Here is a 13,095-nt window from a genome sequence, read left to right as displayed (position 1 = left end):
GAAAAGGGAGGTAAAACAACTATGGAGGCTGCAACGAAATTAACTCTGCAACCGAAGAAATTAGGCAACAGCGATAAGATAATGGAAACGTTGTTATATATTTGGGCCGTGCTTGTGCTTATTATTGTCTTATATCCGCTTTACTTTATTATTATCGCATCCTTCAGTGATCCTTCGGCTGTCGGAAACGGACAGGTATGGGTTATTCCGAAAGGGTTTACACTCGACGGTTATAAGGAATTACTGAATCATTCAAATATTTGGGTCGGCTACCGAAACACGATCATCTATACGGTTGTTGGCACCTTGATCGGGCTTGTCGTCAACATTTCTGCCGGCTATGCCTTGTCGAGGAAAGATCTTGTCGGACGTAAGTTTTTATCGCTGTTTTTCATCTTCACGATGTTCTTCAATGGGGGACTTGTACCGACATTCCTGACCATTCGTGATTTCCATATGTATGATACATTTTGGGTTATGGTACTGCCATTCTCCGTTGCCGTGTTCGATATTATCGTGGCGCGTACGTTCTTCCGGACGGGAATTCCGACGGAATTATGGGAAGCGGCACAAATTGATGGCTGCGGTAATCTTCGCTTTTATGCTCAAATGGTATTGCCGCTCTCGAAGCCTATTATTGCCGTGCTGGCATTATGGTTTGCGGTTGGCCAATGGAATTCTTACTTCAATGCGCTTATTTATTTGCAGAATGAGAATCTGTATCCGCTGCAATTGATCCTAAGGGATATACTGGTGACGAATCAGATGCAGACCGCGCTTGGGACGGGGGAAGCGGCTCAAATCGCATTGCGGCTTGCTAACTTGCTTCGCTATTCCGTCATTATCGTCGCTACAGTTCCGATCATGTGCATCTACCCGTTTGTGCAAAAGCACTTCAATAAGGGGGTGATGATCGGCGCCGTGAAGGAATAGCTGTTGCTGCGGGATCGTCAAGTTAAATGCACTTATCATGTTATAAGGGGAGTTAGACATGACAATGAATATGAACTCGAAGAGCTATACGAGAAAAATGCTGTCCAGCCTGGCCTTGGTTTCCATATTGGGTACAACAGTGCTTGCAGGCTGCAGCAGTGGTAAGGATAACAATAATGCACCTACTAATAGCACGGGGAATGCCGCATCAGACAGTAACTTCCATCAGGAAGGCATGCCTATCGTCGACAAGCCGGTAACGCTCGACGTCCTGACGATTCGTTGGGGCAACATGGGTGACACCTTTACTAAGAATACCTGGCTCCAGGAGCTGGAGAAAAACTCGAACGTGAAGATCAATTGGCAGGTCATCTCCTCCAGTGATTGGGATGCTCAGAAATCGGTTATGCTGGCAAGCGGCAAGCTGCCGGATATGATTATTGGTGACATTGCATTTGGGGATTCTGATATCGTGAACAACCTTAGTATTTTCCGTCCACTAGACGATTACATCGACAAATATATGCCGAATCTGAAGGCGGCTATGGCTGAGACGCCGGAGCTTAAGAAGCTGAGCACGTTCCCGGACGGCAAGATCTATTCGCTGCCTGCAAGACTGCCATCACGTCCTTACTCCTCTGTGCAGCCGGTCATTAACAAACAGTGGCTGGACAAATTGGGACTGAAGGCGCCGGAAACACTGGATGAGCTGTACAACGTTCTGAAAGCATTCAAGGAAAAAGATCCAAACGGCAACGGCAAGGCCGATGAAATTCCGTATGCAGATTCGAAGGATATAGATATGAATCTGCTTGCCCCATTCGGCATTACGGATATCCGCGGCAACCATATGGTGCTGAAGGACGGTAAGCCGGAGTACTTCCCAACATCGGAAGAATATAAAGCGGGGATCGCATGGACGAATAAATTGTATTCGGAAGGCTTGATTGATAAAGAAACGTTCACACAGGACGATACGATGCTGACAGCGAAACGACAAAATCCGGACGCTGCTCTGATCGGGTTCTCGTATCAATGGACACCGGACGCTGTATTTGGCCAATGGAGCAAGCAATATGAGACGATCGCACCGATTACTGGACCGGACGGGAAGAAATATCAAATTGGTGATCCAAATGGCATGAGCTTCCGCCGTAATGAGGTACTAATTACGACCTCTAACGAACATCCTGAGGTAGCTGCACGCTGGGCAGATGAGTTCTACACCGGCGAGGCAAGTATTCAGAACTTCTGGGGAGCAATTGGCACAACTATTGAGAAAAACGGCGACGGCACCTATACCCTTATGGATCCGCCGGACGGCACAAGCGCAGACGCATGGTACTGGGATGGCTCTCTGCGGGATTTTGGACCAAAATACGCAAGTCCTGAATTCGAGAAGAGCATCAAGCTGGATCCTGCAAGCGGCGATGGTCTAAAGCTGCAGCTCGACAGCCTGGGCAAGGACTACGTGACTACACCATTCCCGGATGTGATGTATACGGTTGAAGAGTATGCCGAGCTGCCGACACTCCTTACAGATATCGAAAGCTACATTAAGAGCACACGCGCCAAATGGGTGACGAAGGGCGGCATCGACCAAGAGTGGGATGCTTACGTGAAGAAGCTGAACGATATGGGCCTTGCGAAGCTGATCAAAATCTACGATGACGCATACAACCGCTATATGAGCGTTCAATAACAGCACGGGATTCTAGGCGTATGCTTACGAAGTAAGAATTATCGCAAAGAACGCACTAATTCTTTTTAGGAGGAACCAAATATGAATAACCATTTACGAGTAACGGTATGGAATGAGAACCGCCATGAGCAGACGAATCCGAAGGCGAAGGAGATTTATCCGGAAGGTATTCATCAAGCGATTGCGCGCTTCTTGAATGAGGCGGGAATGGATGCAGGGACGGCGACATTGGATGAACCAGAGCATGGTCTTACTGATGAGAAGCTGGCGAGGACGGATGTGCTCATCTGGTGGGGGCATCTTGCTCACGATGAAGTGCAGGATGAGATCGTCAGTAAAGTTCAGCAGCGTGTGCTGGATGGCATGGGGCTAATTGTTCTTCACTCGGGTCATTATTCTAAAATATTCAAAGCACTGATGGGAACGAGCTGCAGCTTGAAATGGCGTGAAGCCGATGAGAAGGAACGCCTCTGGGTTGTTGCGCCAGGTCATCCGATTGCTGAAGGAATCGGCGAATATATTGAACTGCCTGAAGAGGAAATGTACGGCGAGCATTTTGATATTCCTGTGCCGGATGAGCTGATCTTCACAAGCTGGTTCGAGGGTGGTGAGATCTTCCGCAGCGGCTGTGCGTATACACGTGGCAGCGGCAAGGTGTTCTATTTCAGACCCGGCCATGAAACCTATCCAACCTATCATAACCCGGCGATTCAGCGCGTCATCGTAAACGCGGCGAAGTGGGCGCAGCCTGTGAAGCGGGAGCTTCCTATTCGCGGTAATGTGCAGCCACTTGAGCAGATTGGTGCTGCTAAAAGATAAGGGGCAGGCAGCGAGCTTAGTAAAGTCATGGGAGAGTTGGGGATATATGAAAAAGTTTCGAATCGGATTGATTGGTCTTGGCGGTATGTCGCATTCGCATATCCGATGGATGGCTGAAGAAGGTCGTTATGAGATTGTTGCGGTAAGCGATGTGAATGAGGCGGCATTAACGGAAAGAGGCGAGCAGCTCGGCATCCCGGCTGGCAAAAGATATGGCGATTTCGTCCAGCTGATCAGTGATCCAGACGTAGATGCAGTCGTATCGGTGACGCCAAATAACGTCCACGCGGATATCGTCCGCGCCTGCCTGAATGCAGGCAAGCCGTTTCTAGCGGAGAAGCCGTTTACCCGTGTCTTCGAGGAGGCAGCCGAGCTGCTGGAGCTGTATGAACAGCAGCCCGTAAGCGGGATGGTTGGATTCAGCTACCGCTACACACCGGCTTTCCGCTATGCTCGGGAGCTTGTGCGGGAAGGGAAGCTTGGCACGGTGCGAAGCTTCTCGATCCAATACTTGCAAGGCTGGGGTGCGGTATCAAACCATACGCCTTATATTTGGCGGTTTAATAAAGACATTACCGGCACAGGTACGCTTGGTGATCTAGGCTCGCATATGATCGATTTGGCGAGGTTCCTTTTCGGCGAGTTTAAGGAGCTGTCGGCACAGATGCGCACGCTCGTTCCTGAGCGTCCGGATCCGGCGACTGGCCAAATGGTGAAGATCGAGGTTGACGATTTCGTTAGCTTCCAAGCACGAATGTCTGGCGATGAGGTTGGTATCTTCCAATCGTCGCGTAATGCAATCGGCTCAGGTAATCAGCATGAAGTATCGATCTACGGCGATGCCGGGACGCTGCACGCGTCAACTCTGGATCCGGACCAGATTATTTGGATCCGCGAGGAAGCACCGGGCCAGCTGGCTAAGGCGGTCATCGACGTGCCGGAGCGATGCAAAGTGTCCCAGTATGGAGACTTCTTGTCTCTGCTTGATGGCACAGCTGCGGAGAGCCTTCCGGGCTTCATGGACGGCTACCGCAATCAAGAGGTGCTCGATGCAGTCATTCGCTCAAGCGAGGAGAAGCGTACGATTGAGTTGTAAGAGTTAAGAGGTGAAGCCCCAGCAAATGATCCTATTTGCTGGGGTTTTTATTCGTTTACTATGAGGCTACCTACAGAGACGGAAATAAAAAATTGTTCGACTTCTTTTTCCATAACCTGTAAAATTTTGGGCAAGGGAAGCGGGGGAGAGCAGTTGAAAATAGAACGTTTACTAGGGATTATGATGATCCTATTAAGCAAGCGGAGGGTTAACGCTCAGACGTTAGCGGATAAATTCGAAGTCTCGCTGCGAACCATTTATCGTGATCTGGAGACGATTAATACGGCAGGAATTCCTATCGTGTCATACACCGGCACGGATGGGGGCTATGAGATTATGGAACAGTTCCGGATCGATCGGCAAATTGTAACCTTTGAAGATCTGCAGTCGATTCTGATTGCTTTAAGAGGCGTTCAAGCCTCGTTAGATGATAGGGAAATGGATAGCTTGTTAACCAAGATTAAAGCATTAGTAGCAAGATCCGAGCAGCATCAAATGGAAGAGCTTGATGCCCGTTGGGGGAATAAGGAGTCACGTCTCGGATGAGAGTACGGGCAGAGGAGGCTTTTGGACTGGATAAGGTCGAGAACCTGGCTGACGGATCTCTGCTGGTGAAAGTCAACTACCCGGATAATTATTGGACATATGGCATGCTGTTAAGCTACGGACCAGATGTTCAGGTGCTGGAGCCGGTTCAAGTGGCTAACAAAATCAAAAAACTGGGGGAACAAATCTATAACCATTACATAGCAACAGATGATAAAATAGTTTAGTTCTATGGTGCAAGTATTAACAATGGATAACAGAAAGGTGGTTCTAAGCGATGACGCATGAACCGCAATTGAATACAGACAGCCGGTTGAGTCCATACGCTGCTTCTGTGGATATGCAGCAAAAGCTATATAAAAGGTCGCTTCTCATCGTTGTGCTGTCGCAAATCTTTGGTGGTGCAGGACTTGCTGCAGGTGTAACAGTCGGAGCGCTTCTAGCGCAGGATATGCTGGGATCTGAAAGTCTTGCTGGTGTTCCTTCTGCTTTGTTCACTCTTGGTTCAGCAGCAGCTGCCATGCTGGTTGGGCGTCTTTCGCAGCAATACGGGCGAAGACTTGGACTTTCGGCTGGATTTTTTACAGGAGGGATAGGGGCGCTTGGCGTTATACTGGCTGCAGTTAATAACAATGTGTGGCTCTTGTTTATCTCTTTTGTTATTTATGGAGCTGGAACAGCAACCAACCTGCAGGCTCGATATGCGGGAACAGATTTGGCGAGGCCGGATCAGCGGGCAAAATCGATTAGTATCGCTATGGTCTCGACTACTTTAGGGGCAGTTGCCGGTCCTAATCTGGTCGATGTAACGGGTGATTTTGCGACTTCCGTTGGCGTACCGGCACTTGCAGGTCCATTTATGCTGGGGGCAGCAGCTTTTATTCTTGCAGGCTTGGTCTTCTTTATTTTCCTCCGTCCAGATCCGTTTATAGTGGCCAAAGCCATACACGATGCCCAATCCATTGCTCAGGGTCAGGCAGTGAATGAGGCTAATAAGATTCGGAAAGGCAGCAATAAAGGCTTGATTGTCGGAGCGGCTGTTATGATCCTAACTCAAATTGTGATGGTTGCCATTATGACGATGACACCTATTCATATGAAGCATCATGGACATAGCTTGAGCGATGTAGGATTAGTCATTGGCATTCATATTGGATTCATGTATTTTCCTTCTCTGATTACGGGCGTTCTTGCGGATAAAATGGGCCGTACAGAGATGTCCATCGCCTCTGGGGTTGTTCTGCTCTCAGCGGGCCTTGTTGCCGCAGCGGCTCCTCCAGATTCGATGGCTGTACTTATCATTGCATTAGCTTTGCTTGGACTTGGCTGGAACTTTGGCCTAATTAGTGGGACGGCGATCATCGTCGATTCAGCAGATCCGGTCACCCGTGCCAAAACGCAAGGAACGATCGATGTACTCGTTGCCTTGTCCGGCGCCTCAGGTGGAGTGCTGTCTGGCATGGTTGTTTCCTCTACCAGCTATGCGACGCTGTCGCTTGGCGGTGGAGCACTTGCGTTATTGCTTATACCGGTCATTATTTGGTCGAGACGAAAGTCCTGACGAAAACGAAGGGTGTGTCCCATAAGTCATGAAAATGACTTATGGGATAGTCTCTTTTTTTTCAATTGGTACGTGGTTGGAGTTAGTAATCATAAGACCCTCGCAGGGTCTTATGATTACTAACTTCACTGAACTACCACAGTATAAAGCCCCCGCAGGGTCTTATTGCACCTCCAAGTGTTCAAGATAGCTTAGTTTTCTACCAATATTAAGTAAATAAGACCCTCGCAGGGTCTTATGAATACTAGGTTCACATAACGATCACTGTATAAAGCCCTCGCAGGGTCTTATAGGACGTAACTAGTCTTACCAGGCTAATCCCATGTAGGGAAACTTCCTTGAGTTTCCCTACAAAGGACAGTACTTTTACTTGTGTGATCTAAGCAGCGGTTGTAATCATCCACATGATGCCGAATTTGTCTTCGATTTGTCCGAAGAGTGCTCCCCAGAAGGCTGGCTCAAGCGGACATTTGACAAGGCCACCTTCGGCCAGGTTATTGAAGGCATCGCGTGCTTCAGCTTCTGTTTCAAATTCTAGACTCAGATTAATGGCATTCCCCCGGATAACCGGCTCGAATACAGCATCGGACATGAGGAAGGTAACTCCTCCGGCGATCATACTTAGGTTTACAACTTTGTCCTTCAGTTGCTCGCTTGCTCCGGGAAGCTGTCCATGCGTCATAATCGATAAAATTTCCCCGCTGAGCGCCTCTGTGTAGAACTCCGCTTGCGCTTTTGCATCCTCTGAAATCAAATAAGTAGTGTGTTTAGCCATCTTCCTAACATCCTCTCATCACTGGAATTGGACTGTAACTCAGTCTCTATAAGGACAACGAACGGGAATTAACGAAATCGACAGGTCCGAAAAAAAATTTTAGTTTTTAGATTTGACGGAAAAAATAGATTCTGTTATGCTTCTTAAACGTAATTATTACGATTAAAGAAAGTGAGGGAATAAGATGAGTATGACTAAAATTCCGGTAACGGTATTGAGCGGTTATTTGGGGGCAGGAAAAACAACGGTGCTGAACCATGTGCTGAATAACCGCCAGGGCTTGAAGGTTGCTGTTATCGTTAATGACTTGAGCGAGGTTAATATCGATGCGGCGCTTATTAAGGATGGAGGAGGACTCTCACGGACAGATGAGAAGCTAGTGGAGATGTCTAATGGCTGTATCTGTTGTACATTGCGGGAGGATCTGCTTCGTGAGGTCGAGAGGCTGGCTGAAGATGGCCGGTTTGATTATATTCTGATCGAGTCGACAGGTGTAGGAGAACCAGTTCCTGTTGCACAGACCTTTACATACATTGACGAAGAGCAAGGAATCGATTTATCGAGGATCTGCAGGCTCGACTGTATGGTGACGGTTGTCGATGCTTATCGGTTCTGGCATGACTTCTCCTCGGGAGAATCTCTGCTGGCAAGAAGCCAGGCAGTTGGCGTAGACGATACACGCGAAGTTGCCGATCTGCTCATCGATCAGATCGAATTCTGCGATGTGCTGCTGCTTAATAAATGCGACATGATTGAACCAGATGAGCTTTCCCAGTTGGAAGCGGTCATTCGGAAGCTGCAGCCTCGCGCCAAGCTGATTAAGTCGGTGAAGGGTCAGGTTGATCCTGCAGAAATCTTGAATACCGGATTATTCAACTTCGATGAAGCAAGTCAATCTGCAGGATGGCTGAAGGAATTAGACACGCCGGTCCATACACCGGAGACAGAAGAGTACGGGATTGCTTCATTCGTCTACGAAAGAAGCAGGCCGTTCCATCCGAGTCGGTTGATGAAGTGGTTCAAGGATTGGCCCATTGAAGTGGTTCGTGCAAAAGGAATTATGTGGATCGCTACACGTAACGATATCGGCCATAGTATCAGTCAAGCAGGACCGTCTATCCAGTTTGGACCTTCTGGCTACTGGATTGCCGCTCTTCCGCCTGATGAACAGAAGATTTATCTGCAAGAGGAGCCTGAATTATTAGCGGGCTGGTCGTCGGAATTCGGAGACAGGATTAACAAAGTGGTGTTCATCGGTATTCAGATGGACAAGGAGAGGATGACAACCTCTCTTGATGATTGTCTGCTGACCGACTCGGAGATGAAGCGGGACTGGAATTCATTCCGAGATCCACTGCCTAAGCCTGTAGAAATGTGTGAATTAACGACCCAGTAGAGCAGTAATGAGGGACAGTCCTCTGACTGCCCCTCATTACTACTAGCTAACTTAGGATGGTTGCCTCCATTCCCAAGCCATACTTCAGCGGCGGATGAGATTTGCGTTTAAGACAACGTAAAGCTTAGTAATGAACCGTTTGCTGCTGGAAGCCGGTTAGCCGTTGAATCATTCGTAATAAACCCAAGCCGGATCGTGCTTCCGGAGCTTAATCCAAGAGAAGAGAGCGGGATGGCTAGCTCAATAACCGTATCATTACGGACGAACTGGGCCGCGGTAATTGTAGAGGCTAGGCTCCAAGTCCAGCCGTTATTAGTCCCGCTGTACGCGTATAAGTTTTGATTTTCGAGCATGGTATCGACGCCGCTAGCTGCCCAGCTTGCCGGATTATAGCCGGTTGCTGTGTTGTTGTCTGTGTTCAAATAAAACTGGCTTTTGGTGCTCAAACCGCTGCCTTGAATGAGCAGGTACAGATTAGAACTGTCGTTCTTCGCTTTCATAGCAGTGATCGTTCCGCCTGCAGTACTGTTCAACGCCGATACTGCTCCCCAATCGCTTACGCTGCCATCAATGGTGATCGTGAAAGACGCTTGTGGGGTGGCGCTGACGGCAGTTGTTTTAGCGGATTCATTGCTGCTTGTATCAACGGCACTAACTTGGAACGAATAAGAGGTGCCGTTGGTCAATCCTATTGCTGTGTAGGTAGTCCCTGTAATTGGCGCCGTATTTAGCTTCGTTGTTCCCCGGTAAACATTATAGCCCTGCAGGTCTGAATCGGTATTAGCCGACCAGGACAGGGTAACCTGACTGTTCCCTGCGGCTGCAGTTAGTCCCGTTGGTACAGCTGGTGGCGTCGTATCCGGTGTTGTTCCGCCTCCACCTGTTCCGTTGCTGCCTAGTGTATAGCTTGGCAATATGCCTCCGCTGCCAGGCAATCTATTAACTGTCGAGTCGTTGCTGATATAGCCTGCACGAATCGTGCTGCCATTCGTGAGACTCAGCGTGGAAAGAGGGATAGACAGCTCGACGACATTGTTGTTCCGCTGGAATTCAGATGTGCTGAGCGTACGGACGTTGGTCCACGACCAGCCTGCCCCCGTATTGTGGTACACGATATTGTTCTCGATCATGTATTCGGCGCCGCTTTCAACACCGGAAGCAGTCCAGCCTGCTGCGTTGTAACCGGTCAGTCTATTGTTATCCGTGTCGAGGAACAGCTGTCCTTTGACGTTCAGGTTATTGCCTTGGACAAGCAGATACAACTGGCTTGTTGTATTGGCTGCTTTCAAAACCTGAACATCGGAAGTACTGGTAGCAAGAGCGATGACGCCGCTCCAATCAGAAGCTGAACCATCGATCGTTATGACAGCTGTGGACGTACCTGTTGGGGTCACGGACACGGAAGAGCTTAATGACGATTCCAACCCGGCGCTGTTCACAGTGGATACTTGGAAGCTGTACGCTGTGCCGTTCGTTAACCCGGTATTGGTGTAGGAGGTTCCCGTAATTAAAGCACCATTAACCTTCACACCATTCCGGTACACGTTATACCCTGAAATATTGGCGCCTGTACTAGCGGTCCAGTTCAGTGCTGCTTGGCCGCTGCCAGCAGTGGCCGTCAGTCCAGTTGGCGCTGTTGGCGCAACAGGTGCAGCAGGGGTCACAGATACAGCTGTGCTTAGTGACGACTGGACGCCGCTCGTATTGACGGCAGCAATCTGGAAGCTGTAGCTGGTGCCATTCGTCAGCCCTGTTGCCGTGTAAGAAGGACTTGTGACTAGCGCGCTGTTGATCTTCGTTCCACCCTGATAAACGTTGTAACCAGCGAGATTAGTCTCCGAATTTGGGCTCCAGCTTAAAAGGGCCTGCCCATTGCCTGGTGATGCAGTTAGACCACTTGGCGTACTTGGGACGGCAGGAGCGCCTGGAACGGTGAACTTGACGGACTGTCCGCCGAAGTTAGCTGTCCGGAACCACATCCATATTTCTTGCCCAGCTAGCGCACCTCCGAAAATATAATCCGAGTCAAACATCAGCTCTACCGAGTTACCGGACTGCTTTGCAATAACCGGCCAGCCGTTGTTGCCAACTGTTGTAGTTGGGGATTTGAACACATCGCCCTGCCCACTTACATGCGGGGCAAGATACACTTTGTTCATGTTCTCAAAGTAGATGCGGGAGTCAGGGGAGATCGGCCAGGATACGCCTTGCCAGCCGGTAGTCCCTTTCTTATCGTAATCAAAGTAAAGCATTTCGCCCTGCATATTTAGCGCGGATAAAGAGTCGATCTTCATGAGGAATTTGTCGCCGGCAAATTTGGTATACACTTTCGTAATGCCTTTGGCATTACTGCCTGCCGGATCGCTGTAGATTGGCATTTCACTTGCCCAGTCGGTGAACTGGCCGTCAATATTGAAGCCGCCGTACAAATCGGTTGGGTGCATACCGGTGAGGGAGGAGGAAGGCTGGCCGCTGGCATCTAACCAATTCTTAGCGTCGTGGTACATAGTGGAGAAAGCGGTAGCGCCGCTGACATCATAGCCCATATAGTGGCTATTGCTTACGATTTCGTTCATCCATTTGTTCGTGCTGGTTGAGGGGATGGTAAAGTCGCAAATGATGATGTTAAAGCCGTCCGGCTGATTCGCCTGAGCATTCATGTAGTCTTTCCAGAAGCCTCCGAAGTTGTCTCTGCTTCGGTAAGTAGGTGAGGCGGTGTTGGTATTCCAGTTGTCTGCAAAAGCTGGGTTCTCATCATAAAACTTGGAGCCTGAAGTAATGTAGGGGTTAAAATACCAGGATTCTGTTAGGAAAATGTTGATCGCATGCCGGTAGCGTTCGGCGAATTGGGAGGTTCCTTCATCCGGGTTGAAATACCAATAGCCGCGGTTCGCTGCCACGATTTTGGTCGGGTCAACGGCTTTTACCGCTTCAACCAGCTCGACCATTCCTTTGGCCGTAAAACCAAAGTTCCCGCGTGGACCCCAGGAGGTTGTTGGACCGGCACCGCCAATGGGATCAGGTGTATCCACGGTGTCGAGGAATACGCCGTCATATCCGGCATCATGCTCGAGTTTATCGGTCATAAAAGTAATGAGCTTTTTCCACGTAGGGTCTCCCCCGTTAATATAGCCGCCCCCGTAGGTTTTGTTCTTGTCGGGGACACCATCTCCGTTCTTCCAATATCCGCCGTACATATAACGGGTATCGTTGATCCACGTCCCTTGCTGATCCAGATACCAGGGCATAAGACCGTTATTACTCCAACTGAGCAGATTGCCGGTGGATGAATAGTCGCTTGCAATTGAGATACCGGTATAACCGTTGTAACCGGAATTGGCAGTGCCATCCGGCGTTGCTCCACCCTCGACGTTGATATAGCTGCCGGAGCTGTTGTAGTTCCAAGGATTAGGGCCATGCAAAGGTCCGCTTGGTCCGCTGTAATTCGCTGGCAGCAAGCCAACATCCTTGCCGTTCTGGATCGTCATGTCACCGGTAAAACCAGTGAACACGCTGGAGGTGGCGAGTTCCCCGACTGACATATAGGCGAGCACGATCACATCATCAGTGGTACCGAGTATGCCGTCTACGCCTCGTTTTACCTCGTTCACTTGATTGGGAGTGAACGTTTCGAAGTAGAACTGATTATTCGCGACGTTAATAATGCGGATGGTCGGCTCAAGGATAACAAGATCATAGGTCTTCAAGGAATCCAGCTGTGTCTGGGTTGCGGTGTTGGTGCCGTACCAGATCATAACTCGGCTGTATTCGCTTAGACCGGGTACCTTTCCGTACAGCGGATCTTTTCCTATTGCCGCATGAGCGGTTGGTGTAAGAACTGGGGCTTTGAAGGCAGGTAATAGCAGTAGAAGTACGAGTGAAACAGCGAGCATTCGTCTAGCCAAACGATGAAAGGCTGTAGGCAAAATAGTCACTCCCTTTTCTCATTAAATGCTTAATCAGATCAGAAAATTCCGAATATTCACCACCTTAAGGTCTAATAAATTTGGCGCAAATTTATGTATATATGATCAAATGGTAAACAAACGTAATACGCCAACGACGCCATTATAATCCAGCGTAATAGTGAATACAACAAGAAGTTTTCGACTTTCAATAGAAGCTAAATGATTTAAGAAAAGGATTAAGGAGGTTAATTATTTTAGGGATAAGGGGATGATATATAATTTAATTTGCCGCAAATTTATTTGAATATTTTCCTAAATTATATTGAATTTTGCGTAAATATTAACTAGAATGGGTGACA

At 48.8% G+C, this 13,095-nt stretch carries 10 protein-coding genes; 8 read left to right on the top strand and 2 right to left on the bottom strand.

Features of this window, described 5'->3' with window-relative positions; genetic code table 11:
* The first annotated feature begins 21 nt into the window (after positions 1-21).
* The 7 genes from AB4Y93_RS12915 (at position 22) to AB4Y93_RS12885 (ending at position 6,657) form a co-directional block, all read left to right on the top strand.
* Positions 22-933: a carbohydrate ABC transporter permease gene (locus AB4Y93_RS12915; RefSeq protein ID WP_441892497.1), complete on the top strand. Its 912-nt coding sequence runs from the start codon at positions 22-24 to the stop codon at positions 931-933.
* A gap of 97 nt (positions 934-1,030) precedes the next feature.
* Positions 1,031-2,635, top strand: coding sequence for an extracellular solute-binding protein (locus AB4Y93_RS12910; RefSeq protein ID WP_441892567.1), 1,605 nt, complete (start codon positions 1,031-1,033; stop codon positions 2,633-2,635).
* Positions 2,636-2,716: 81 nt separating this feature from the next.
* Complete coding sequence (locus tag AB4Y93_RS12905; protein ID WP_441892495.1) at positions 2,717-3,454, top strand: ThuA domain-containing protein; 738 nt, start codon at positions 2,717-2,719, stop codon at positions 3,452-3,454.
* A 46-nt stretch (positions 3,455-3,500) separates the two neighbouring features.
* Positions 3,501-4,550: a Gfo/Idh/MocA family protein gene (locus tag AB4Y93_RS12900; protein WP_441892493.1), complete on the top strand. Its 1,050-nt coding sequence runs from the start codon at positions 3,501-3,503 to the stop codon at positions 4,548-4,550.
* Between the two features lie 153 nt (positions 4,551-4,703).
* Positions 4,704-5,096, top strand: coding sequence for a helix-turn-helix transcriptional regulator (locus AB4Y93_RS12895; protein WP_441892491.1), 393 nt, complete (start codon positions 4,704-4,706; stop codon positions 5,094-5,096).
* Complete coding sequence (locus tag AB4Y93_RS12890) at positions 5,093-5,323, top strand: helix-turn-helix transcriptional regulator (RefSeq protein ID WP_441892489.1); 231 nt, start codon at positions 5,093-5,095, stop codon at positions 5,321-5,323. The genes AB4Y93_RS12895 and AB4Y93_RS12890 overlap by 4 nt, the downstream gene beginning before the upstream one ends.
* 50 nt (positions 5,324-5,373) lie before the next feature.
* A complete protein-coding gene (locus AB4Y93_RS12885) occupies positions 5,374-6,657 on the top strand; it encodes an MFS transporter (protein ID WP_441892487.1) in 1,284 nt (427 codons plus the stop codon).
* A 379-nt stretch (positions 6,658-7,036) separates the two neighbouring features.
* On the opposite strand, the gene AB4Y93_RS12880 is transcribed toward AB4Y93_RS12885, so the two are convergent.
* A complete protein-coding gene (locus AB4Y93_RS12880; RefSeq protein ID WP_441892485.1) occupies positions 7,037-7,432 on the bottom strand; it encodes a VOC family protein in 396 nt (131 codons plus the stop codon).
* Between the two features lie 184 nt (positions 7,433-7,616).
* Here AB4Y93_RS12880 and AB4Y93_RS12875 point away from each other — a divergent pair, with 184 nt between their 5' ends.
* The gene (locus AB4Y93_RS12875; RefSeq protein WP_441892483.1) at positions 7,617-8,828 is read left to right on the top strand and encodes a GTP-binding protein; all 1,212 of its coding nucleotides are present in this window, start codon (positions 7,617-7,619) and stop codon (positions 8,826-8,828) included.
* A gap of 107 nt (positions 8,829-8,935) precedes the next feature.
* Here the strand turns inward: AB4Y93_RS12875 and AB4Y93_RS12870 are convergent, their stop codons facing one another.
* Complete coding sequence (locus tag AB4Y93_RS12870; RefSeq protein WP_441892481.1) at positions 8,936-12,754, bottom strand: fibronectin type III domain-containing protein; 3,819 nt, start codon at positions 12,752-12,754, stop codon at positions 8,936-8,938.
* Between the last annotated feature and the right edge of the window lie 341 nt (positions 12,755-13,095).

This window comes from Paenibacillus sp. YAF4_2, assembly GCF_052113225.1.
Classification (GTDB): domain Bacteria; phylum Bacillota; class Bacilli; order Paenibacillales; family Paenibacillaceae; genus Pristimantibacillus.
Note: the sequence above shows the minus strand (reverse complement) of the source record. Positions and strands in the feature narration are given on the sequence as shown.